Origin of the sequence: Nostoc sp. (assembly GCF_036917465.1) — a bacterium.
Lineage (GTDB): Bacteria > Cyanobacteriota > Cyanobacteriia > Cyanobacteriales > Nostocaceae > Nostoc.
In genome coordinates, this window is record NZ_JBALDL010000085.1 from 214,953 (window position 1) to 239,461 (window position 24,509).

Below are 24,509 nucleotides of genomic sequence, written 5' to 3' on the forward strand. Positions count from 1 at the left end.
TAGTTAGTTAATGCTTAAAGTACTTGTAGTTTGTTTGACAGTTTCATCTTTTTTAGAAGCAACTGAAAGATGCACAACATGAACTGAACAAGGAGCATGGTGAAGAACATAGTTACTCACGCTACCGAGAAATAGTTCCATTAGCCCAGAATTACCCCGCCGCCCCATAACAATTAGGTCAGCGCCATGACTATGGGCGAAATCGCAAATAATCCGACCAGGATTACCAACACTTTGCGTAAATTCTGTACTTACGCCTACTGTATTCGCTTTGACACAAAAAGATTGCAACATCTGGATTCCTAAATTTTTAAAGGTATCCCATTGCTTTTGATATAACTCAAAGCTTTGATGGGTCAATCCTGGATAGTAGTCAAAATTAGACACTATAGGTACGTAAGGGCTACCCTCTTGTTCGGGAGTTAGGACATGCACTAGCATTAAGCTAGCTTGTGTTAGCTTTGCTAAACTCAATGCTTCTTCAAAAACCTGTTGTCCTATTTCCGATCGATCTAATGCAACTAAAATCTTTTTAAACATCATAATAGACCTCCGATTTTATTGGTAATTGGTCTTTACGGTTTCAGATTTCCAAATGCTGGATTGTCAAAAAAGACTAATCCCTCAACTATATTTAGGGACTTTTGAATTTTAAATTTCTTAAAGGTTTTTACCCTATATCTATATATATAGCAAAACAATTTGAGAAACTTGTGAAGAAAATAAGTCTTTATCTTTGATTACGAGTAATTATCCTGTTTTATAAGATACAATTTTTGCTCAGTATCTATTATTTTTCCAAAGGCAGTACCTTGATATACTCCAAGCATGGATTTATCAGATGGATTCAGTGTCTTCCACTGCCAAAAAGTCATGTAATTCTTCTATACTTACTCAAGTAAAGTAAAGTAAATATCAGGTTCTATTTTAGAGATTTCCAAAAAAGATGCGATCGCTTCATTAAGTTGTTTAATTGCTATTTCTTGAGTTATCCCTTGTCCTACTATTCCATTGTCTATGCATAAAGCAACCCAGTAATCCACACTCTTTCGCAAAATTGTTGTGTAGAAGTCCATAAATACTTATTAGTGAGAGAATAAGCGATCGCATTGACCTCTTACCCCAGCCCCTCTCCTCTTAGGCTACGGTGTACACACAAATTTGACCCAGAGCGAGTTTCCAGCCAGGCTCTCTGCTGGTAGCATAGTCCTTCCCAAACTAGGCGATATCCGAGAGCAGGTAAATAGTGAAATTCAAGCAATAGCTGAACAAAAATTTCTAGATTGCTTGGAAGCAAAAAAGAATTATGCCAAACAGTATCGGCATAGTGTCCATCAATCGAGTTATGGCAGATTGATCGAGTGTGTTCAAACTCAAGCGGCTAAAGCTGGAATTGTTGAAGAAGGGAAACAGCCTATCGGAGGAAGCGTATAGCAAAAAGCAAACGAGTTAGCGATCGCAGCCTATAAATCACGCCAGATGGCAGATTGACAAAAATTTGAACCTTTTTTTAAACATGACATTAATCTATTAACAGTGATAAATAATTAATGTACAGGTAACGAGCGCGGAGGGATTTGAACCCCCGACCCACAGAACCGGAATCTGTTGCTCTATCCACTGAGCTACGCGCCCTTAGTCTTACACATTATAGCATGTCTGTGATAAAATTTGCAGCTTAGAGAAACTTGGTTTATCAGTTAAAGATCAATACGGTTTAGTTAGGGCTAAAATTCTGGTTCCAAAGTCAATTTTTTAACGTTCGCGGAGCGTGCCAGAGGCATTACCGCCAAGGCGCAGAGAACGCAGAGAGAAGAAAGAGATGCTTAACTGAACTGTATTGAGTTAAAGATAATTAGCTGGGTCTACGGGTGTACCATTCCGGCGGACTTCAAAGTGGAGATGGGGCCCAGTTGAGAAACCTGTGGAACCCACAGCAGCGATCGCTTGTCCGCGTTCAACTGCTTGTCCCTCAGAAACATACAACTCACTGGTATGTCCATACAGTGTTGTAAGACCATTGCCGTGGTCGATAATTACCGCTCTGCCATAACCACCATACCACCCAGCAAAAATTACTCTTCCCGAATCGGCTGCCCGAATTTTACTACCATAGCTAGCGGCAAAATCTAAGCCGGCGTGAAAGCGCCGATAGCCAAGGATTGGGTGTATCCGCCAGCCGAAGGGACTACTAGTAGAAGCATCGCTAGGATATGCCATGACACCAGTTCCCCGAATGATGACACTTGTCCGGCTATTGGTTTTTGTTTGCGCTTCTTCTGTTGCTCTGGCCTCTGCTACCTTTTGTTGAATCAAGACTTCCAAATTTTTGGATTCCCTCTCTAGCTGGTTTTGTGCGGCTTCCAAGGCGAGGCGATCGCTATTGAGGCGTTGAATCAATTCTGATTGGGACTGCGCCTGAGTTTGATAATCGGCTTTTTGTGCTAACAGTTGCTCACGAATCAAGGCAATTTCGTTTTTTTGCTGTTCTACGCCCGTTTTTTGTTGATTTATCGAGTTTGCTTGGGCGTTGAGTTTTCCCAAAATTTGTTCGTCTGCCTGATACACTAACTTTAATTGATGACGACGGCTGATAAAGTCGCTAATGTTTTGACTTTGGAGCAAAACAGCCCATCCAACAGATGCAGGCGATCGCTGGAGATAACGCAATCGTGCTACTGTTGCTATTTGCCGCTCCTGGTATGAACGTTCCGCTACCGCTAAATCCGTTTCCAATTGCTGGAGACGTTGAGTAGCAAGTTGTAATCGTGATTCGCTCTCTTGAATATAGCTATCTGTAGTTTGCACATTTTGCTTTAAACCAGTGAGGTGTTTTTGCGCCTCTTTTTGGAGATTTGTTAAGCGATTGCGATCGTTAACCACACCCTGACGCTGCTGGTTCATTTGTTGCTGCTGTTGTCGCAAATTATCAATCGACCCTGCGGAGGTTGCATGTACTGGAATTAATGACAAATAAATCGATAAAATGCAGCAAAATGCAAGAGATAAACAGCCAAAAATCAGATTTTTCCCGATAAATCGCGCTCTCATAGCGTGAAGTCCAACCAAAACGATCCTTTCAAACACTATGAGGATTATTCCCAAAATCTGATTCACTCACTCCATGTATCAAATTGATCTGCCAAGTTGTAACATAAAGATTATCGTTATGTCAGCATTAATCAACCGACTGCCAAACATATAGCAGTTCTCAATTGCACGAAATACAGACCTAACCCCAGCCCCTTCCCTACAAGGGAAGGGGAGTAAGATTCAAAGCCTCTCCCCTTGTAGGGGAGAGGTTTGGAGAGAGGTCAAAGTAAGTGTATTGCTTCCATTCGAGAAGCGCTATAGTTACGCACTCAAGGAGGGTACTAGGGCTAAAGTTTTCGTACTCTCAGCAAGGAGAGTGCGATCGCAGAGGTTAAACAATTCTAATTCGGTCTGCGTGTGTCGCATCAGCCGCAAAAAATGACCTTCAGTGTCAACACTCAGAGCAATGTAGTTGAGGAACATTTTCAGGTAGCCGACGCGCGATCGCTCTGGCATACTTGCGGCTGTGGGAGTTTGCCATAAACGATCGATATAGTTGCGTACCTCTACCAAAGGAACGGGTGCGATCGGCTCTCCTCGCAAAGCCTGCCGAATTTGACTAAAAATCCAAGGATTCCCGATCGCCCAGCGTCCCAGCATCACACCAGCCGCACCCGTTTGAGAAAGTACTTCAATAGCAGTAGTAGCAGAGTTGATATTGCCGTTGGCAAGCACTGGACAATGGACTCGTTTGACGGCTTCAGCGATCAAATCATATTTCACTGCGCCGTGGTACATATCTTTCACTGTGCGACCATGCAAACTCAGCAAATCAATGTTGTGGCGATTGATCGAATCTAAAATTTCGTAAAAATTATCCGTATTCTCAAAGCCTACACGCATCTTGACAGTCAAAGGGCGATCGTTCACTGCTTGCCGCAATTCTGCCAAAATTCGATCCACTTTTTTTGGTAACAGCAGCAATCCACCACCAACATTTTTGCGATAGATTCTAGGTGCTGGACAACCCATATTCAAGTCAACTCCAGCGATATTATAGCGGCAGAGATCAATCGCTGTTCTTACTAAGTCTGGAATACTTTCGCCAATCATTTGAGCAAAAACGGGGCGACCTGTGTCGTTTTCGGTGATTGCTGCTAGGATGCTACGATTGAGCCGTGAGGTATCATTGACGCGGAAATACTCGGTGAAGAAGTAGTCAGGGCTGCCGTAATGGGCAATGATCTTCATAAACCAAAGGTTTGTCACATCCTGCATGGGCGCAAGAGCAGTCAGGGGTAGGTATGGATCGAGCGATTGGGGAAGCGGTACCTGGGACGACATGGAGATAACAGCGTTCGGCAAAGCATCACTCTATCAAAAAATTGTTATTAATTCATCATTCATCAGAAAGCCGATGGAAAAGCATTTCAACCAGACTGCGATCGCCATTTATCAAATCTTGTATGCAACTGGATCTAAAAATAGTTCATTTAATATCAATAAAAAAATCATTGAAATTGTAAAGAAATATATTTAATATACATTTGTAACAATTATTGAAAAATTGTATTAGAGAAGCTTGTTTTTATCAATAACAAAGACTATTTATTAAGTAAATATATACTTTGTGATTTTATCTTTGGGTAGCAATACACACATATCAAATTTATTGATAGCATTACCCACCAGACAAAAACTTATATTTTGTTAAAGTTAAACCGACTTTCTACATTAGATAACTTTGCTATTTTAATCTAAAAAGGACAACTATGTTTAGTTCACGTATAGGCTGGCTCATGACTGCTACCTTAACTCTAGTCAGTTTAGGCTCAAATATCCAAAGTGTGAAAGCTCAAGTTAATTATAATAATTATACGTTTAGTGGTGACTACAATACACTTGTCACTATTGACACAACCTTCAGACCAGACTTAGGAATTGTTAGAGCAACTATCAAAGGTGAAAGTACCCAATCGGCTCCTTATGGGTTGGATTCATTTATTAGTGAAACCTATGGTAAACTTGAACCTATTGAAGATCCATCGATTAATAAATATACTTTTAACTCAAACCCAAGTGTGTTTGGTTTAGAAGGAGAACCCACATTGTCTGATAAGTATTATGGCGGTGCTAATGAATTATTTGGCAAAGCAAGTGACAGCGCTGAAATTAATTTTGCCGAAGGCATAATCAAAGGTGGTGGTACTATTACCATCTTTGGAGGAACAGGTTTATTCCAAAATGCTACAGGGACAATCACTTTTACTGAACAAGACCAACTTAATCCTCCTGGAAGCCCTTCTCAAGGTTTAGCTAAACTGAGCTTCAACGTCCAAACTCCTCAAGAGGTTCCCGAACCAACGACGAATAAAAGTTTAATTGTTATGGGTTTAATGGGAGCAAGTTTAGTAATTAGCCAACGCTATAAAAAAGTTATTTCAGTATCTCTGCTCCAAAAAGTCTGTAAATAAGTTATAGTTATTATTTTGGTTTTAGAGGTTTTTTATAAAGTGGTAAAACCAAGTTGTTTTCAAAGATATAAAATTCATATTTGATTTAAAAAAAACTCAGTAAGTGGGTCAAATTAAATATAAAACCTCACCCTGCCTCCGGCTTCCCTCTCCGATACTTTGGAGGGGATTGAGGGTGAGATTTGATCTTATATTTAATTACGCCTACCTACTTACAATCCAAAAAGCCTTCTTATCCCTTGCCTCTTGCCTATCTACACAGGCACTAAGGAACTTTCTCCCGATAGCCTACAGTCGTTTTTCATGCTGGGCGGCTAATATCAGGAGGTAAATTATATGAACATACGCAAGGCAATTCTCTTAATTACTTTAGTTTTTCCAGGTTTGGCTGTGGTAGGAGTATCGCTTTATTGGTTTAACCTGGATTATGCAGCACTGATCAAAGCTGAAAACTATGTGACAAACCTGGTAGAGGTAGGAAAAGTTAATGATAGGCAGTTAGAGTATGCCTATCATCGCACCTACATTCATCGGATCAATGTATTTGCTGATGGGACTTGGGGATTAGTGGGAGGAGTAATAGCAGCGCTAGGCATACATGGGTTAGTCACGGTTAGGGATTAGAAACGAACCACAGAGGCGCGGAGAACACAGAGTCAGGAGAAATAGAGAAGATTTTTGCCTCAGTTTGGGGATATTTTTTTATTTGGAATTACCTTAAAGAAAATTGTGTGAAATCTGCTAAAGTTTCAGTTAACTCAGCACAGGCTAAACACCCCGCTACCGCTAACAGGACTTAGGGCTGATGGAGAACAGGCAAGAAAAAATTTCGCAAGTAATAGTGACTGCTGGGCAGATGCGCGATATTGAAGATCGGATCTTTGCAGCAGGAATGCCTGTAGTAGCTTTGATGGAAAAGGTGGCGGGATTAATTGCTCGTCGCATTCAAGAGATCCTCCCAATCCACGCCAGTCGCTCCACTTGGGGAAACCCTAAAACCACGCTGGCTCCGCTTAAAAAGGGCGATGTTGCTTCAAATACTCTCTTAAAAAGGGGGGGAGCTAGTGTCGGAATTCTTGTTGGCCCTGGTCATAATGGTGGAGATGCTTTAGTAGTAGCCCGTGAATTACACTTTCGCGGATATGAAGTTTGGATTTATTCTCCTTTCTCTAAGTTGAAAGAATTAACTTCGCAGCACTTGCAGTATGCTCAAAGTTTGGGCATTCCAATTTATCAAACAATTGAGCAACTGCCAGATTCAGATTTGTTGATTGATGGGTTGTTTGGGTTTGGTTTAGAAAGAAATCTTACTGATTCTATTGCTTCTGCAATTAATCAGCTAAACGAATTGTCTGTGCCGATTTATAGTATCGATTTACCTTCAGGTTTACACACCGACACTGGGGTTGTATTAGGAACTGCTATTCGCGCTACTCATACTTTTTGCTTGGGTTTATGGAAACTAGCTTTTTTCCAAGATCGGGCGCTGGAATTTATTGGCAAAGCTGAGTTAATCGATTTTGATATTCCTTTAGCTGATGTAGAAGGTGTTCTCAAAGATGCACCCAGAATTAAGCGTATTACACCAGCAATGGCACTCGCTACTTTACCCTTACCTCGCCCACCAGTTACCCACAAATATAAGGAAGGGCATTTACTGCTGATTTGCGGTTCGCGGCGCTATGCAGGTGGAGCAATTTTAACTGGTTTGGGTGCTAGGGCTAGTGGTGTCGGGATGCTTTCCATTGCCGTACCAGAATCGCTGAAATCTCTTTTGGTATCACACTTGCCAGAAGCGCTAATTGTCGGTTGTCCAGAGACGGAAACTGGAGCGATCGCTCAGTTACAATTACCGGAAAGCACAGATTTGAGTTCTTTTAATGCGATCGCTTGTGGCCCCGGTTTGACACGAGATGCGACTCCCATTGTCCAAGAAGTCATAGAAAGCGATCGCCCTTTGATTCTCGATGCCGATGGTTTAAATATTTTGGCACTTATGGGAGCGATCGCCACGTTAAAAAAACGTCTTGCCGTAACTATACTCACACCCCATGCTGGCGAATTCCAGCGATTGTTTCCTGATCTCGCTGATGCCAAAGATGACAGGATCAAAGCAGTACAGCAAGCAGCCGTACAAAGTGGGACTGTAGTCTTGTTGAAAGGGGCGAGAACTGCGATCGCAAACCCTCAAGGTGATGTTTGGAGCATTCCTGAAAGTACACCCGCCTTGGCACGCGGCGGTAGTGGTGACGTGCTAACTGGGCTACTGGGTGGATTGTTGGCGCAAGCAGAAACTAAACAGATTCCTGTCGAAGATATTGTGACAACTGCCGCTTGGTGGCATTCACAAGCGGGTATAATAGCCGCCCAAGAGCGGACTGAATTGGGTGTAGATGCGTTTACATTGACACAATATTTGATAAAAGTTCTAAGTAATTGATTGCACTGAGAGGAAAGTGCGATCGCGTCTACTGTGGTATCACCCATCATACTACTAGAAAAAATGGTCGGGTAAGAAATTATTTACTGTTCGGTCAAATTAACGTTGTTAAGTTACTCAGCAGGTGTAGTTTTCACCTCTAGGCTGTGTTAGATATTGTGACGCGAAACAGGAGCATAGATACGTTGCAAAAGCTTTCTTTAGAATCTCCTCTCTTTATTTTGTTAATCATTATTAGTTTTTTAGTAGTAACTTTCTCAACTTGGTTATCATCTAAGCCATTTGTTTTAAAACCATTTGGGGTTAATGATATTATCCAATTACTCACATTACTATTATTTATTTCTTTATTACTAGAGCGCTCTTTAGAAGTTTTTATAACTACTTGGCGAGGCCCGTTTGTCGAACAATTAGATATTAGTATTCAGCAAGAAAAGGCTCTGCTCTCTGAAAAAATAAGACTTATGGAAGTTCAACAGCAACAATCCTCTTCTTTAGAATCAACTCAAATCAGTGGACTACCGCCCGAAGGAATGAGTTTAGAACAGCAAATCATCCAAAATTTTACCCAAAACCAACAAGAATCATTAAAAATATTTCAGCCACAAATGGATGATTTAAATCAAAAAGAGCGCCAAAAGGTAGCTTATAAATCTGATACACGAATAATTGCTCTATGGACATCCCTTTTATTTGGTCTTTTAATGAGCGCAATCGGTATTCGCTCAATTGAACCACTTGTAATTGTTGATTTAGATAATCCAATTCAAGTAATTATTTTTCGTTGTTTAGATGCATTGCTAACAGGAGGTTTAATTGCAGGAGGTAGTGAAGGAATTCATAAGCTTATCAAAGTTTTTATCGACTTTATGGAAGCTACATCTAGACAAATTAAAAGTTAAAGATTATGGTAACTTATTTTTATTTATAAATTTATTTGCGTAGATAGTCTACAGAATATAAGGCTCGTTGAAGTATAATGATTTCTTTAAAAAAATATAAGTTAGACATCTATTCTAAATATATATTTTTATCTTCCCATAAATAATTTTGAATATCTACAAAACTTTGACTCAAGTTACCTAATAAATTTGACTCAGAGAAAACCTTAATTCCTTCAGCTTCCAATTTATTTTGTTGTTGGTTTACATAAGCTATCAAATAACCTTTAGAGTCTAATATTCTATGTACCGGATACTCAGCAGAGGAGGTTTTTTTCAAGTATGTAGGAATAGCTCTTAGATAACTATTATCAACTCCGATTCCTTTGATTATCTGTTTATATGTAACTACTTTACCAGTGGGAATTTTGATGATAAAATTTAGGAATCGCTCATAAGGATTCTCAGATAATATTGGAAATTTATTAGCTTGAACTTGAAAATTACTACCAACTTGGATTTTACCTGATTTAATAACTACACCTAAGATTCCTCTTTTACCTTGGATGCTTTTTAATGATTCTACTAAGTGGGCTATTCGTTTACAAGGTTCGCAGTGAAAGGTTAGACGAATTGCTGCACCACTTTCAAAAGTTAGCAGAGATCCAGGAATAAAATTATCAAATTCTATACCTGCAACCACAATATTTTCTCGCAATTCTCCAGGTTGAATTGATAAGTCTAAAATATCTTCATGTCTAACAATTAAAACTTGTCTGGGACTTATCACATCGGCATTAATATCTTCTTCAACACCATAACCTACCTTTAAATTTAATGTTTTAAGCTCTACCATCGCCGAGCGTGGTTTTACTTTAGTGAAAAGATGCGTTACTGAGAGAACCATATTTATTCATCGGCACGAAAAATTTCAAATTTAGGAGATTAAGTTAGTTAAATCATTGGATTTACTAAGAATGAATAAACTACCATCTCCTCCACGTCCAATTCTTAAGGTTTCATCTAAGTAAGTAATGTCTAGTGTGGCAATTCTGCCATTAGGATTATTAGCTGGAACAATCTTAAATGGGTTGAGTTTGGGAGTATTAATCCCAAAAAGTTTCTCAATCGATAAGTAGCGTTTGTCAAAATAAACGTTGATGCGTTTGTTCGGTAGAGGTTCTAAATCTTCTTTGGCTGGCTCAAAGCTAGCTGTCACTTTGACATATCCCAATACTAACCCCAGAGGATGTTTAACTTTAGCTAGATTGAAGAACAATTTATTTGCAACATCAATCACTTGATAAACTTTACCCAGCTTTAATCCCAACGGGAGAGAAACTAAAGAACGGATTTCTCTGGCAGTGGAATATTGCAGTTGCCAAGCTCCCTCTAGCAAAAAAGTAGCGTTAACAAGAGGATATAGGTTAGGATTGACACTCTCTAGTTCCGTCGTCAATTGTTCAATTTCTTCGACTAAGGTTTTATCTAGCTGCAAATCGGTAACGGGAGAGCCATTGCTATTAGCTTGAATCTTCTCAAGTTTGGCTTGTAATTTTTCCTTAATTAAAAGTTGATTATTCAATGTTTGAAAATTCTCTTTTAGAAGATGTTTTAAAAGCTGCTAGTAATGTATCAAACACTTGTATACTTCCTAAGTCCCCTTTTAAGAGGGACTTTAAATTATCTAAATGAAATTAGTCAATTAGTTGTGGAGTAGGAATTTGCGTATCGATATCCGCTTGGGAGAAAGTGGGGAGCAACCAGCTACTCTCACCCGCCTTGAATACTTTGGCAGGTTCAATATTCAATTCAATTGCACCAGTAACTGGATTACTTCTAGCAATAGACTGTGTACCATCAACAAACTTTACGGCGATTGGTTCAGTCAGTTCTTGTGGTTCAGCATTCGGGCTTAGAACCACTTGAGAACCTGCGGGTAAGTAAATGCCATCGCAATCCCAATCATCATCAGTAATTGTTCCTGCACCCAAGAAGTAGAGTTGAGTTGGAGATTTTTTTGGTTTATTGGCATAGACAGCTAAAGTCTTTCCAGTTTCATTGCGACACTGCGCCCGCTTTCTAGCTGTTTCTATGATATTTTTCTGAGACTGCAATTGTGCTAGTCGCTGCTGAAATTGCTCAGGTGTATCCTTTACAGTTAGAAGCTGATTGAGCGCCTGAGTTACCTCAACATAGTCAGCCCCCTTGGTAAAATCTTTGCCAGCCCAAGAGGGTTGAGCAATTACCAAGTTCACCATCAGCACGAGGGTTACAAGAACAATTTTGAGAAACTGCATATTTTTCTCCTTTTTTTTAAATCAGTGTTCAGCGCCACTGAAACTTTACCAGATTTCAAAACCTTAAAAATTGTAACTGGATCAGCGATCGCCATCGCACAAACTAATAGCTGTAAAATTAATAGTCCTACAAGCTCTCCCTAATGTCTAAATATCGTCAAACCCTTAATTGAGTTACCGCGATATTGCCAGAAAAACATACATCTACATCGCTACCAGGAGTGCGATCGCGTTTGCCATATTCGCCTACATAATAAAAATTATCGCCTTCAACTCGATAGTTCACGGGTAAAGGTTTGGTACAGGCTTGGCAAAACACCATTTCCGGTTCTGGTTCTCCTGGTTGGAGATGCGGTAGGTTAACATTCCAAAAGCTTCCCGGTTCTAGGGGACGCTTGAGTAAGTCGGCTAAAACTTCAACTGTTAATTTAGCGGCTAGATCCCAATCAAAATTTTGCTTGGCTTTGCGATAGTGAGAAATGGCAATTCCGGGAATACCGTGCATTGCAGCTTCCCGCACAGCAGCAACTGTGCCAGAAATGTAGCTATCGACTCCCAAATTTCCCCCGGCATTAATACCTGAAAGCACAAATTTGACATCTGCGGTAATTTGTGATATAGCAATTCTTATACAATCGGCGGGAGTGCCTGCGATCGCATATTCAGTCTCAGAACGTCGCTGGAGGTTGATGGCGCGAGTGGTAGTAACTTGATGTCCACAGCCAGACTGATGATCGGCAGGAGCAGCGATAATAAAATTTTTGCCGTTTACAGCTTTGATGAGAGCTTTTATACCAGGGGCATCAATGCCATCGTCGTTAGTTAGAATTATAGTCATGTATATATATTGATATATCTTTAGCTATTTAGCTAAAATATCAGAAAATGCAGATATCACCCATTCATTGAAAGCGACGGGAAACTCAATCCCGCAAATTGCGTGGAGAGGGATAGTCGCCCCGTCGCTTGGGACAAACAGGGCATTGGGCATTGGTAACTTCTTCCCCATGCCCAAAAACTTCATCCCGCAAGTGGCGTGGATTTTTTCATGGGTACAGTATGAGAAGCGCTTGCAGAGATGAAAACTTATGCTAAATTCTGCATGCAAAAAACATTGATTATACGATATTATTTCTAGATGGTTTGCAAATTCCGCCCTAAGTATTTGGGTTAATTCCTAAAATGGTCGGTATTTCTTGTCAATTTAATGCTTGCAACCGCTCTCAGAACAAGTTTGTGCAATCAAAAAATCCCGTAAAATGTATACCTGCTGACAGGAGCATAAATTTTATACTGGAGTAGTATTGTTTGGTGCAAGTCTGTCTTAAGGATCACACGATGAAACAACTCCTCAAACAAGTATTTAGCAGTCAAAAACACCTCATCCGGCTGATTCTACCATTGGTGACGGTTATATTAGCAGCTTCGCTGTTTGCCGCACCTGCTTTAGCCACAGGTGTGTATCAAATACCAAACCTCACAGCAGGAAATAACACCTGGGTTTTGGATCAAGGTGAAGTCATCAGCCGTCTGAATGAAGGTAAGATTAGTCGCGCTTTCGACGATCTGGCCAAGCAAACAGATAAGGAAGTTAGAATTGTGACTGTTCGCCGTCTCGATTACGGTGAAACACCAGAAAGCTTCACTAAAGAGTTGTTTGAAAAATGGTTTCCCACAAAAGAAACCCAAGCTAATCAAACCTTATTAGTTATTGATACAGTTACCAATGGTACTGCCATTATTACTGGAGATAAAGTCAAACCTTTACTTACTGACTCTATTGCCCAGAGTGTAGCTACAGAAACAGTAAGTGTGCCGTTACGGAATGGTAACAAATACAACCAGGCATTCCTTGATGCGAGCGATCGCCTTGTTGCTGTCCTTTCTGGAAAAGCCGATCCGGGGCCACCCCAAATCACTGACAATGTGCAGGTAGAAGGAACCTACAAGAAAGCAGAAGAAACTAACCAAGGTAACGCTACTGCTTGGGTTGTAGGATTGTTAATTGCCGCCACCGTTATCCCAATGGCGACTTACTACATCTATCAGATAAATCAACCATCATCTGATGGGTAATGGGAAAGTTAAGAGTTAGGAGTTTCTAACTTTTAATCTTGAACATACTCTTGTCCTGTTATTAAAGCCACCTCAGCCCGGACAAATTCTCTACCTAAATAAGCTGCATGATCTAACTGGGTAACAGGAGAGGGCTGAGTTTCTTCAAAAATCTTCACGCAAAGTTCTTTCGCCGTTCTTGCGCTAAAAACCGTTGTGTAAGTTCGTTCTACCTTTTCTCGCGCCGGAATTACCTTTCCTGTTTCGGGATCGACAGCTAAACCGCGATCGTCAATCACATTTGTAAAATGCTTGGCATAAATTAACCGTGCATCTTTATCCAAGTAAATAATGAAATATCCACCGGGATCGAGGTCAATATGACGCTTGGAAAGTTTATCATCAATTGCGGCTAAATTTTCAACTATTAAATCCATAAGCATTATAAAAAGAAAATTTCTTTCTTTAAGGTTTTTACACTCTAGATCAAGTGTAATTCCTATCTTACTTAGGATTCTTTATATCTTTAAGATATTTGTAATTTATTTTACTGAAAACTTAATATGATAATTGGCTATAAATTATACATTTTTTTAAATATTCCGTAACGACGTGATTGTGTACTTTGCAACCCGCAGATTCCCGACTTCTTTGAGAAGTCGGGAATCTTATTGTTCACGAATGCGCGATCGCTTCACCTACACCCTGGATTCTGATTTAATATCTTTGCGTTCTACATAATAGGAACCCAAAACCAATGCATCCATGTGAGTTCTCAAGAAGCACTGAATGGCTTCTGTAGGTGTGCGAACAATCGGTTCATTTTCGTTGAGAGACGTATTTAAGACGATGGGAATACCAGTCCGTTGAGCAAAGGTATTAATCAAATCCCAATAAAGGGGATTGGTTTGACGACTCACACTTTGTAAGCGCCCAGTACCATCAACATGGGTGACAGCCGGAATTTGCTCTCTTTTTTCAGGGCGAATTTTGAAGACTTTTTCCATAAATGGCGCTGGTTCATCAACTTCAAAGAATTCGCCTACCCGTTCTTCCAAAATACTGGGAGCAAAGGGACGAAACTTTTCCCGGAATTTGATTTTCAGGTTAATAATATCCCGCATATCAGCACGGCGCGGATCGGCGAGGAGGGATCTATTACCCAAAGCCCTAGCAGCAAACTCCATTCTTCCTTGGAACCAACCGACTACTTTACCTTCACAAAGTGCGTCAACAACATGATGTAGCAGTGCTTCTCGCTCTCGGACTTGAGGTTGTAAATCGTGCGCTTGCAAGGCTAGTAAGCATTCTTCATCAGTAAACTCCGAACCCCAATAAGCATGATCTAAAACAAAGTTACGTGGTTGTTTGAGTAGATGATTCCAGATAAAGAAGGCTGCCCCAATTGATGTACCATTGTCAGCAGCACCCACTGGAATATAGATATTCTTAAAGGGAGTATTTTGAGTAATCTTGCCATTGGCGACAGAATTCATTGCCACGCCACCAGCTAAACAGAGATTCTCACTCTTGTAGCGATCGCTCAATCGATTAATTAAATGAAAAATAATTTCTTCCGTCACCGCTTGCACAGAAGCTGCAATATTCTGATGCTTTTGGGTAACTTCTGATTTAGAATTTCGCGCCGCCCCCAATAATTTTTCTAGTTCTGGGCTGTGGAAAGGTTCAACAATGGGCGCTCCATCTTCCCACTTCATGGCAATACCTTGCTCATGGTGAGTGAAGTAATCTAAATTCAACTCAAAACTATCACCTTTGGGATAAATTATTCGCCGAAACGCTTCCAAATATTCTGGTTCTCCGTAAGGTGCTAATCCCATCACCTTATATTCATCTCCATAAGCGGGAAAGCCTAAATAAAGGGTGATGGCGTTGTAAAGATAACCAATGGAGTGAGGATAGTGAGTGCGATCGAAGTACTCTAAACGATTCCCTTCACCAGCAGCAGCTAAGGTACTTACAAAGTCTCCCATACCATCAATAGATAAGATGGCTGCTTTTTCAAAGGGTGAAATGAAAAAAGCACTGGCTAGGTGAGTTGTATGGTGTTCCAGATTATGGATTGTAGCCCGAATATCTTCAGGTGTAGAATAACAAGCTTCTGCTAACTGTTGCTTAAGACTTGTAGATTTACTTTGTTTGTTAAACCGATCTAAAAGTGATGATAAGGAAGGGCGTTGTTGGAGAGTAAAAAGGAGTTTACGATTTAGATTAGCTTTAGGATTAAAAGATACCGCCACATGATCCAAGTCTGCTGCACTAATACCACCAATTTTCAGACAATAGCGAATAGATTCTGCGGGAAATCCTGCCCAATGTTTAACTCGATTAAACCGTTCTTCTTCAACTGCGGCAATCAGTTGGCCATCTTGAACAAGAGAAGCTGAAGCATCACCGTGGTAAGCGTTAATTCCGAGAATATTCATTATGATTAAGTTAAATAAAGTTTGATCGGCTGAAATATTTAAATTTATCGGATTCTGTCAAGCGTGTGGAATATTGTTATAGGTAAGCAGCGCTTGAAATATTTTAGTTAGTGAAAATTCATTACATAGGTTTTTAAAAAAAATAGGATAATCTTTTCAAGAAATACAACGTAAGTGTATAGTTGTTAGAATTAGCTTGTTCTTGAAAGGGCGGTTTTTAAGTAGTCTCTGAACTGAGGTGTATTTTTTTCAGTTAGCAAATATACGATTCTTGCATATAGGAGAGTTATTATTAATAATATCAACATATATAAAAGGTGCTGAGTGTCAGGTTGCCATCTTTCATTCTTAATTACCAAAGATAGAATGAATATTAAAAATGGTAGATGCGTCAAATAAATTGTATATGAAAACTCAGAAACCCAAAGTGAAATTCTGGTAATCATATTTTTATTTTCTTTTTCTTGCTGGAAAGATATTACCAGGATGAGAAGAGAAATAACAATCCCTAAAATTAAATCACCATGGCTACTAATGACGTTAGTTCTAATTCCTACAAGAGTCATTATAACCAAACTATATGCGGATAATAAAAAATACGTCTAAAACTTTTCTGAGTCATTTTTGTGGGTTTGGGTGCGCCAATAAGACGGATTTTGAACATTCTTTTTACATAAAAAAGTTAAGCAGCTTTGTGGAGCAACCGCATTTTTATAAGCAGTAGAGATGCGATTAATCGCATCTCTACAATTTTCCATACTCAAATATACGAATTGCCAAAAGAGTTTCTGCTAGCATTCGCTGAAATGCATAGTACCAACCATGCCAACCATCTAGAATACCACCTTTCAGAATTAGGCAGTAAATTAAGATGATAAAGGGAGCGAGGATTTTTTGTTTACGGATGCGATCGCTAAAACTAAGTTCACTTTCTGGAGTCTCTAGTAGTTTTTTAGCTTCAATCACCATATAGCGATCCTGTGCCCACAACCAACGGCTTAGGGGTTTGCGATCGTCGTGATGAATATAGGCAGAAAGCATTCTCGAATTGCCGTCTACCCAAACCCGATGGGCATGTCCATCATCTTTATAAATCGCTTTTTCTCTTTTATATAGTACATTTCGGGGCGGAAGGAGAGTTCCACGTAGGGGCTTACCAAAAATGCAATACTTGAATCTGAAGCTGTAGCTATTTACATCAGACTCTGCTGGTAATGCAATAATTTCATTAATTAGCTCATCTGTTAAGACATAATCAGCATCCAAAGAAAGCACCCATTCAGATGTAATTTTTTCTAAGCCGTAGTTACATTGAGCAGCAAAGGAATCAAATTGTCTTTGAAAAACTTGCACTTGCGGATAGGAATGTAAAATCTCTAAAGTTTCATCTGTACTGAAACTGTCAATTACAACAATTGATTTTGCCCAGGTGACAGTTTGGAGGTTGCGACGAATATTTGGAGATTCATTATAAGTGAGAATCATCGGAGTGATTTCTGACGATAGCATAAATATTTTTTAAAGGTTTTATTAAAAAATTAGATGAAGTCAAAAATAATTAGGAGTTATTTTTATGTTCATAAAAGTCTTGTCGAATCAAGATAAAAATACGGGTTTTTTGAATAAAATTAATACTGTTGGGTAATTCAACTAATTGATAGTCTTTATATTTATTTAAATAAATTCCCTGAGCTAATGGAATTTCTATAATTGCTCCCGGTGCTACACCCGATACCACTAGCTTTGCCGAATCTTCGAGGCTGGGGATATTACTATTTAGCCAGCCAGAACCATAATAGTAAATATATTTGATCAACGGTATACGCCCACTCATGTAATATATTCTAGCTGGATTTTCCGATAAAGTTAATATTTTTTCTTCAAAGGGCAGATAAAGATTTAAGGCATTTCTAATTTCATTCATTTGTGTTAAATCAATTGCCAATCGATTCTGTTTAATCATCACTGCACCTCCCCAAAGTAAACCTGCGGTATATGTGAGGAGAATAGATATAAGAATTGTAATAAAAAATAATTGAATACTTTTTGAATAAAACTTATTTTTTAAATTCCTCCAAAAATAACTCAAAATTATAGAGCTACTGATTGCTAGAAAAACTATAGATGCCTCGGTATAGTGTGTATTGCTGACTTGGTGTAAAGTGGGTATTAAAGATAAAATTCCAACTATAAGGAGTAAAAATAATTCATCTAAATAAGCATCATTTTTTAATAATTTACGTAGGTTTTTATCTAAAAATGAAATTAGAATGCAGGGAAATATTAACCAGACAGATGGAATTTTTATCCAAAGATTCAATGTATCAAATAAATTAATAGGTTTTTTTGTAAAGTTTATAGTGCTGTTGAAAACGGCATCATAAAAATCATGCCATATTCCACTCCCAATGACTAAAGCAACTACTATTACAGGTAAAATAATAAATCCAGATACAAGTATTATGCTACGATTCAAGAAAGATTGCCAAGATAATTTTTTTCCAATAGTTGCAGTGAGTTGAGCAAGGATAATTGCTGCCAAATAAATTACAGCTACTTGTTTGAAAAGAAAAGCCAGACTGATGAAAATTCCACAGATTAACCATGATTTTTTAATATAACGGCGCTCTCCAGAGATTGCTACGATCGCAGCAAACCCAAAAAAAGCACAGAATTGATCTGTATGAAAGCTATAGCCTTGGGCAATGGTATAAGATATACCAAATATCCAAGCCACGAAATACGCTGCTAAACGGCCCCAGTACTTATTAGTATATTGAATTACCCAAGCACCAAAAACAGTCGCAAATATAAACAAGAAAATCCGTGGTGCTAGCCAATGACTGTTGCTGACAGCAGCGATCGCAGCACCCAAATAATAAATTCCTGGTGGTTTGTTGTCAAATACATCTCTATATGGAACTAATCCATCAAGAATTAATTCTCCAATTTTCAGAAATACAGAATCATCAAATATACCAATCCCTCTGAAAAAGAATAAGGGAGAAGACAAGATTAAGCACAAACCTAAAGCTGTGTAAGGTGAGCTAATAATTCTCCAATTAATTTTAATCATTTAAGAATATTTAACTATTATTTTGAATTTTCTATGACTTAATATCTTTCCATATAATTTATGAAGATTATCTAATACCATTTCTTTGTGAAGCTGCATATATTTACCCCCCGGCTACGCCGTCCCCCCTTGTGAAGGGGGGACTTATTATGTGCATCTTCATACAGAATTGGTATAACCTAGCTGTCAACAGGAGAAAATTGTAGTATGGATTCGTAAATGTGTTGCATTTTTACAGCTATTTGATCCCAGGTGTAATTTTCCGAAATAATTTTACGAGCGCGATCGCCCATATCTTCAGTTTCTGGGGTATGAGTGAGATATTGTTCAATAGCTTTAGCGATCGCCTCCACATCGAGTTCGGGAACGTAACCAAGTTGGTGTTGTTGAACAACAGCAGCTAAAGCAACTCCAGGGGTAACAATAACAGGAATACCGACAGCTAAAGCTTCTAAGACTGCTACTCCGAAGTTTTCTGAGTAGGATGTGAGGGCAAATAAATTTGACCCTTGTATAAATAAGTTTTTTGTCTCTCCAGTTACAAATCCAGTTAAGTAGGTGCGATCGCGAATGCCATTTGAGATTAAAAGAGACTCAATTTCCGCTTCGTATTCTTTGGAACCACTGCCTGCAACAACAAAGGTGAAACGGTAATTAGTGAGTTTGCCCAAAGCAGGGATGAGATAGTCTAGTCCTTTTTTAGGGTGTAAGCGTGACAAGAATAAAATTATTGGTTCATCTGTTGGGACTTTTAAATGTTCTCGAAGTAGAGAACGAGCATTAGGGATAGCGGAAGGAATAGAAAGTCCGTGGGGTAGAACAAAGCTAGGAGAGCTAAGAGCTAAACGAGAAACTTCTTGTTGTTCTTGTTCAGAGGTAAGGTGAAGTGCCTGAGAGTGGTTGAGGTTAGCCCGTTCGATCAAGTTGAGATAAATCTGTTTTTTGCGGGCACTTTGCTGAAGCGACCATTCGCACAGTTGTCCTAGTGGGCGAATAATGTAAGGAATGCCTTGAAGATGAGCGATCGCCATTGCCACAGTAGAAGCATAGGAAAATATAGCATGGACGTGTAACAAGTCATACTTGGCAGCATTTTGCCACAACCATGTTGTTAACTGACCAGAAAAAGCAAATTCTCTTATAAAGTTAACTTTAGGAGAAAAGCGTGAAAAAAACCGAACTGGTACTTGCTTATACTCTATAAGCTTACCAAGAGGTAGGTCGAATAAATCATTGCCATTATCATTAGTAGTGACGATTTCAGTATCAATACCTAAATTTCGTAGTGCTTTAACTGTCTCCACCACTGCTTGACTAGGCCCACCTCGCACTGATGCTACTGAAGGAATAATATGCAGGATTCTCATGTCATGTTTATCCAAAACTTTAACGTTTTGAACTAGTACAGTAGGGCAAAAATAACCAGACAGTTCTAAGCTAACAAAAAATTTAACTTTCAGTACCTAAAGATTTAAAGTAAATGGTAAATAAAGATAAATCTTCTTTTCCATTACTAGAACATTGTGGAGAGGATTATGATTATATTTATCTAGAAATTTCATTCCACCAATGGTGGAAAATCGCTAAACTCCAATTACGATACCATAATAGTAGGCTAATATCTGCGCCTAGTTCATGGTTAGGAAAATAATCGCTCCAATCTTTATCTATCCATTCTTGAAAGGGAAAAAAGAATCCTCGCTTGGGACGATTAAGTACGCAACTTGGTAACTCAGGAACTGCCTGAATTAATAACTGTTTACCGGGTGCAAGACGCATTTTGCTGGGAATAGATGCGATCGCTTCTAGTAAAGCGCGATCCACTAAGGGAACTCGTAATTCTAACCCCCAGGACATACTCATAACATCGCTATCTCGTAATAACTGATTACGCATATAACAACTTATTTCTAGCCCGCTCACTTCGTCTTCTAAAGAAGGAAGACTTGTTGATATGCTAGTATTTTGAAAAACTTCTTTCTCCCATATAGGAAAGGGTGATGGCAGCTGATCGCATGAATCTTTGAAGTAGTGCTGAGTAATTTTCCAGGCTTCTCTTTGAGAAAAAATTCCCCTAAAACTACGGTAAGCTGCTGTGGTTGTTGGCTTTTGCTGTAAAAAATCTCCTAAGCGTTTGATTCGTGGTGATTTACCCCAAGATGCTAATCCCTTACCGATGCTAGTGCTGATGGGTTGAATTTTCTGGAGTTGCTGACCCAATTGCACCATCTTTGGTACTTGTTGAAATGTTTTATAACCACCGAATAACTCATCCCCACCCAATCCAGATAAAACTACTTTAGTCCCATCTTTGTGAGCCATTTGGGACACACAAAAAGTATTGAAGCCGTCAATACTGGGTTGATCGATACTTGCTAAAAACTTCGGCAATAGTTCTCTTCCTAATAATGCCGTAACTTTATATTCCGTATGGTCTGTGTCAAATTCCTTAGCAATTTTTTTGGCAAGTTCTCCTTCATTCCACTCATCTTCTTCAAAAGCAATTGAGTAGGTGCGTAAACTACCTTTCTGAGTTTGACGCGCTAAGGCAACAATTGATGTTGAGTCAATCCCACCACTAAGAAAAATTCCTACTGGTACGTCGCTGATAAAGTGATGTTCGGTAGAATCAATCAGAGCATTGCGAACTTTTTCTTTAGCTTCTGTGAGAGAAATTGCTTCAGAAGTAAAGTTAATTTGCCAATATTGTTGTTTTCTCAGATTACCTGCTTGCCAACGTAACCAATGACCAGCTTCTAAACAGTGAATCCCTGCAATTAGGGTGTGAGGTTCTGGTACTGATCCACTTACAAGATAGCCATATAAACCCTCTGGACTTAAGGCAATGCTAGGTAATTTTGATGCCAGAACTGCCCTAAGTTCTGAGGCGAATATTAAAGTTGAGCCAGATTGCCAATAGTATAAAGGTTTAATTCCTAAAGCATCGCGGGCAATAAAGCAGGTTTGTTCTTGATTATCCCAAATAGCAAAGGCAAACATTCCCCGCAAATTGTTAACACATTCTGCTCCTTGCTGCTGATAAAGTTTAAGAATAACTTCAGTATCTGTTTGTGAATAAAACTTCTCGCCTTTTGCTTCTAGAGTCTCTCGTAATTCCAAAAAATTGTAAATTTCCCCATTAAAGGTAATCCAATAGCGTCCATCAGGTGTAGACATCGGTTGATGTCCTGCGGCACTGAGGTCAAGAATAGAAAGGCGAGTATGAGCAAAAGCAACTTCTCTATCTGAGGAAATATAAATTCCTTGATCGTCAGGTCCACGATGCTGTAGAGCAGTTTGCATTCTCAGTATCAAAGTTTCTAGGCTATTTTTTATTTCAGTTTTAGTTAAAATTCCGGCAATACCACACATAAAAGATAATTTAATTATTTTGTTTTCCTATTTTCAACAATTATGATTGAAAATAATATGTTGATAAATCTCAACCATTTTGGCTGCTACTTTGTCCCAAGTATATTGTTCTCTAATCATTTGACGAGCGCGATCGCCCATATCTTTAGCTTCCTGGGGATGAGTGAGATGTTCTTCTATAGCTTTGGCGATCGCCAGCACATCCAATTCTGGAACATAACCCAGTTGGTGTTCTTGAACTATAGAAGCCAAAGCGACACCAGGGGTAACAAGGACGGGAACACCTACGGCTAAAGCCTCTAGAACTGCTAAACCGAAGTTTTCGGCGTGGGATGTCAGGGCAAATAGATCCGAACCTTGGATAAAGAGGTTTTTTGTTTCTCCAGCAACAAATCCCGCAAAATGGGTGCGATCGCGAATGCCATTTGAAACCAGCGCTGACTCAATTTCCGCTTCATACTCTTGCGAACCACTGCCTGCGATCGCAAAAGTGAAACGGTGATGAGTGAGTTTGCCTAATGCGGGGATAAGATAGTCTAGCCCTTTTTTAGGATGCAAACGGGATAAAAATAAAATTAGAGGTTCATCTGGTGGCAGGTTGAGATGTTGCCGAAGTAGAGAATGGGCATCAAGAATCTGGGGCGGGTGAGAAAGTCCGTGTGGTAATACAAAACTGGGGGTGCTAAGTCCCAATTGAGCAACTTCTTGCTTTTCTAATTGGGAGGTAAGGTGGATAGCTTGAGAGTGGTTGAGGTTAGCTTGCTCGATTAGCCTCATGTAAATTTGCTTTTTCCAGGTGCTTTGCTGCAAAGACCATTTGGATAATAAACCATGTGGGATAACAATATAGGGGATGTTTTGGATACGAGCGATCGCCATTGCGATCGTTGATGTATAAGAGAAAATGGCATGAATATGTAGAATGTCATACTGGGAGATATTATCCCAGAGCCATGCTGTTAACTGCCAAGAAAAGGCGTATTCTCTGACAACTTTTACAGTGGGTGAAAAGCGAGAGAAAAACCAGATTGGAACTTGCTTGTATTCAATTAGTTTTTTTAAAGGAACATCAAGTAAGTAATCACCGTTATCGTTAGTCGTGGCAATCTCAACATCAACATTGTTAGCTCGTAATGCCTTAACCATATCCAGAACAACAAGACTTGGCCCACCCCGTACCGGAGGAACAGATGGAATCACATGGAGAACTTTCATAGCGGATATCCGCAGCACAGTTTACTAAGATGCACCATTTAAGTGAAAAAAAATCAAGAACTATAAAATTAAATTGTTTTTACTTTCTTGCCAGATTTTTCATTAATAGCTTGATGATAAAGTTGAATATACTCGGAAATCATTTCCTCTGCTGAAAATCTTTGAGAATTTAAAAATCCTTTTGACTTCATCTGTTTTAAGGTGTGTAGATTAAGAATTATCTCTTCTGCGGTTTCTTTTGGCTGATCGGGTTCTATATATATAGCTGCTTCTCCCCCTACCTCATTCATTGGGGAACGGTTGGATGTAAAAACAGGACAACCACAAGATTGAGCTTCTATAATTGGCCAACCAAAGCCTTCATAGAGAGAAGGGAAAAGTAAAGCTGTAGCAGAAGAATAGATAGCCCTAAGGTTTTCGTTATCAATTTCTACTAACTCTATTACCTTTTGTGTCATATTATGTATTTTGATAAACTGACGCATTTCATCATTCATAGGTTTACCTACCATAACTAGGTAAAATTCTGGTTGTTGGAGTTGTATAATTAGCTGATAAAAGATTGATAAAACTCCCAATCGGTTTTTGTACCAGTGATTCGCCCCTACATGTAGAATAAATTCACAGTTTTGAGGAATTCCCAAAGCTTTTAAACGCGGTTGAGCTTCTGTAGCTGTCATCTGAGTATAGGGATAGTTTAAACCCATAGGAATAACAGATACAGCACTCTTAGACAGAGAAGAAAGTCGTAAAACATCACTTCTAGTCTGTTCTGAAACACAAGCAACTTTATGCGCTTGGTTGAGTCCTCTCATTACCATTTGCTGGAATTGCTTACCAGTCCATCCAGTGCGATATTCAGGAAATTCTCCCAAACCAGAACGAATCGGAAATAAATCATGACAAGTGATCACATGGGGTGTATTTCCCAAATATTTTACGTAAACTGCATTACCTTGATCGCAGATGTGAACTATATCTGCCCAAGATAATGCTTGACGCAATTGTGCTGGAAAAAACACAAATTTATCAATATAACCTAACCATTTCCTGAGTGAATTTGATGATGAAAGCAGCTTCCCAAACCAAGGATTTGGGCGAATGATTCGGACTTGATGCCCAAGCTGGGTTAAATAATTTTCTAACATAGAAGCGAAGATATCCATACTTTGGATTGCATCTAGTTGATAATTACCTATCAACAAAATTTTCATTA

The 24,509-nt window shown here is 39.2% G+C and carries 23 protein-coding genes and 1 tRNA gene; 6 read left to right on the forward strand and 18 right to left on the reverse strand.

The genetic code is table 11. The features are described from left to right. Window positions 1-3 precede the first annotated feature (3 nt). Together V7K38_RS20540 and V7K38_RS20545 are read right to left on the reverse strand one after the other, a co-directional pair. Window positions 4-540: a universal stress protein gene (locus V7K38_RS20540; protein WP_334860372.1), complete on the reverse strand. Its 537-nt coding sequence runs from the start codon at window positions 538-540 to the stop codon at window positions 4-6. A gap of 350 nt (window positions 541-890) precedes the next feature. Then, window positions 891-1,076 carry a hypothetical protein gene (locus tag V7K38_RS20545; RefSeq protein WP_334860246.1) on the reverse strand — a complete coding sequence of 62 codons (186 nt, stop codon included), beginning with the start codon at window positions 1,074-1,076 and terminating at the stop codon, window positions 891-893. Window positions 1,077-1,161: 85 nt separating this feature from the next. Between V7K38_RS20545 and V7K38_RS20550 the strand changes: the two genes are divergently transcribed. Then, window positions 1,162-1,434 (forward strand): hypothetical protein, encoded by a 273-nt coding sequence (locus tag V7K38_RS20550; protein WP_334860247.1) that lies wholly within the window; start codon window positions 1,162-1,164, stop codon window positions 1,432-1,434. A 128-nt stretch (window positions 1,435-1,562) separates the two neighbouring features. Here the strand turns inward: V7K38_RS20550 and V7K38_RS20555 are convergent. From V7K38_RS20555 to V7K38_RS20565, 3 genes are all read right to left on the reverse strand, one after another. Beyond that, window positions 1,563-1,635 (reverse strand) — tRNA-Arg (locus tag V7K38_RS20555). A 210-nt stretch (window positions 1,636-1,845) separates the two neighbouring features. Continuing rightward, on the reverse strand, window positions 1,846-3,051 hold the full coding sequence (locus tag V7K38_RS20560) for a murein hydrolase activator EnvC family protein (RefSeq protein WP_334860373.1): 1,206 nt from the start codon (window positions 3,049-3,051) through the stop codon (window positions 1,846-1,848). A 303-nt stretch (window positions 3,052-3,354) separates the two neighbouring features. Then, window positions 3,355-4,377 (reverse strand): tRNA-dihydrouridine synthase family protein, encoded by a 1,023-nt coding sequence (locus tag V7K38_RS20565; protein WP_334860374.1) that lies wholly within the window; start codon window positions 4,375-4,377, stop codon window positions 3,355-3,357. 428 nt (window positions 4,378-4,805) lie between these two features. Between V7K38_RS20565 and V7K38_RS20570 the strand changes: the two genes are divergently transcribed. The 4 genes from V7K38_RS20570 (at window position 4,806) to V7K38_RS20585 (ending at window position 8,849) form a co-directional block, all read left to right on the forward strand. Further along, a complete protein-coding gene (locus V7K38_RS20570; RefSeq protein ID WP_334860248.1) occupies window positions 4,806-5,507 on the forward strand; it encodes a hypothetical protein in 702 nt (233 codons plus the stop codon). 336 nt (window positions 5,508-5,843) lie between these two features. After that, window positions 5,844-6,131 carry a hypothetical protein gene (locus V7K38_RS20575; RefSeq protein WP_334860249.1) on the forward strand — a complete coding sequence of 96 codons (288 nt, stop codon included), beginning with the start codon at window positions 5,844-5,846 and terminating at the stop codon, window positions 6,129-6,131. A 181-nt stretch (window positions 6,132-6,312) separates the two neighbouring features. Beyond that, entirely contained in the window at window positions 6,313-7,947 is a 1,635-nt protein-coding gene (locus V7K38_RS20580; protein WP_334860250.1) for an NAD(P)H-hydrate dehydratase, read from the forward strand. A gap of 185 nt (window positions 7,948-8,132) precedes the next feature. Continuing rightward, window positions 8,133-8,849, forward strand: a complete 717-nt coding sequence (locus tag V7K38_RS20585) for a hypothetical protein (RefSeq protein WP_334860251.1) — start codon at window positions 8,133-8,135, stop codon at window positions 8,847-8,849. Between the two features lie 109 nt (window positions 8,850-8,958). On the opposite strand, the gene V7K38_RS20590 is transcribed toward V7K38_RS20585, so the two are convergent. The 5 genes from V7K38_RS20590 to V7K38_RS20610 all read right to left on the reverse strand — a co-directional run bounded on the left by V7K38_RS20590 (window position 8,959) and on the right by V7K38_RS20610 (window position 12,119). Further along, complete coding sequence (locus V7K38_RS20590; protein WP_334860252.1) at window positions 8,959-9,684, reverse strand: MGMT family protein; 726 nt, start codon at window positions 9,682-9,684, stop codon at window positions 8,959-8,961. An 81-nt stretch (window positions 9,685-9,765) separates the two neighbouring features. Further along, a complete protein-coding gene (locus V7K38_RS20595; RefSeq protein ID WP_334860253.1) occupies window positions 9,766-10,413 on the reverse strand; it encodes a PAP/fibrillin family protein in 648 nt (215 codons plus the stop codon). Between the two features lie 112 nt (window positions 10,414-10,525). Next, window positions 10,526-11,128, reverse strand: a complete 603-nt coding sequence (locus V7K38_RS20600; RefSeq protein WP_334860254.1) for a hypothetical protein — start codon at window positions 11,126-11,128, stop codon at window positions 10,526-10,528. Window positions 11,129-11,285: 157 nt separating this feature from the next. Then, window positions 11,286-11,966 (reverse strand): 5'/3'-nucleotidase SurE, encoded by a 681-nt coding sequence (gene surE / locus V7K38_RS20605; protein WP_334860255.1) that lies wholly within the window; start codon window positions 11,964-11,966, stop codon window positions 11,286-11,288. Window positions 11,967-11,990: 24 nt separating this feature from the next. Beyond that, window positions 11,991-12,119 carry a hypothetical protein gene (locus tag V7K38_RS20610; protein ID WP_334860256.1) on the reverse strand — a complete coding sequence of 43 codons (129 nt, stop codon included), beginning with the start codon at window positions 12,117-12,119 and terminating at the stop codon, window positions 11,991-11,993. A gap of 347 nt (window positions 12,120-12,466) precedes the next feature. On the opposite strand from V7K38_RS20610, the gene psb32 reads away from it, so the two are divergent. Beyond that, the gene (psb32, locus tag V7K38_RS20615) at window positions 12,467-13,204 is read left to right on the forward strand and encodes a photosystem II repair protein Psb32 (RefSeq protein WP_334860257.1); all 738 of its coding nucleotides are present in this window, start codon (window positions 12,467-12,469) and stop codon (window positions 13,202-13,204) included. Window positions 13,205-13,236: 32 nt separating this feature from the next. Here the strand turns inward: psb32 and V7K38_RS20620 are convergent, their stop codons facing one another. The 8 genes from V7K38_RS20620 to V7K38_RS20655 form a co-directional block, all read right to left on the reverse strand. Next, the gene (locus V7K38_RS20620; RefSeq protein ID WP_334860258.1) at window positions 13,237-13,620 is read right to left on the reverse strand and encodes a DUF4346 domain-containing protein; all 384 of its coding nucleotides are present in this window, start codon (window positions 13,618-13,620) and stop codon (window positions 13,237-13,239) included. Window positions 13,621-13,881: 261 nt separating this feature from the next. Beyond that, the gene (locus V7K38_RS20625) at window positions 13,882-15,630 is read right to left on the reverse strand and encodes a carbamoyltransferase family protein (RefSeq protein ID WP_334860259.1); all 1,749 of its coding nucleotides are present in this window, start codon (window positions 15,628-15,630) and stop codon (window positions 13,882-13,884) included. Window positions 15,631-16,374: 744 nt separating this feature from the next. Beyond that, window positions 16,375-17,139: a glycosyltransferase family 2 protein gene (locus V7K38_RS20630; RefSeq protein WP_334860260.1), complete on the reverse strand. Its 765-nt coding sequence runs from the start codon at window positions 17,137-17,139 to the stop codon at window positions 16,375-16,377. A gap of 49 nt (window positions 17,140-17,188) precedes the next feature. Further along, window positions 17,189-18,706 carry an ArnT family glycosyltransferase gene (locus V7K38_RS20635; protein WP_334860261.1) on the reverse strand — a complete coding sequence of 506 codons (1,518 nt, stop codon included), beginning with the start codon at window positions 18,704-18,706 and terminating at the stop codon, window positions 17,189-17,191. Window positions 18,707-18,885: 179 nt separating this feature from the next. Next, window positions 18,886-20,073, reverse strand: coding sequence for a glycosyltransferase (locus V7K38_RS20640; protein ID WP_334860262.1), 1,188 nt, complete (start codon window positions 20,071-20,073; stop codon window positions 18,886-18,888). Between the two features lie 178 nt (window positions 20,074-20,251). Continuing rightward, window positions 20,252-22,078, reverse strand: a complete 1,827-nt coding sequence (asnB, locus tag V7K38_RS20645) for an asparagine synthase (glutamine-hydrolyzing) (RefSeq protein WP_334860263.1) — start codon at window positions 22,076-22,078, stop codon at window positions 20,252-20,254. Window positions 22,079-22,111: 33 nt separating this feature from the next. Next, window positions 22,112-23,293 carry a glycosyltransferase gene (locus V7K38_RS20650; RefSeq protein ID WP_334860264.1) on the reverse strand — a complete coding sequence of 394 codons (1,182 nt, stop codon included), beginning with the start codon at window positions 23,291-23,293 and terminating at the stop codon, window positions 22,112-22,114. A gap of 68 nt (window positions 23,294-23,361) precedes the next feature. After that, window positions 23,362-24,507: a glycosyltransferase family 4 protein gene (locus V7K38_RS20655; protein WP_334860265.1), complete on the reverse strand. Its 1,146-nt coding sequence runs from the start codon at window positions 24,505-24,507 to the stop codon at window positions 23,362-23,364. Between the last annotated feature and the right edge of the window lie 2 nt (window positions 24,508-24,509).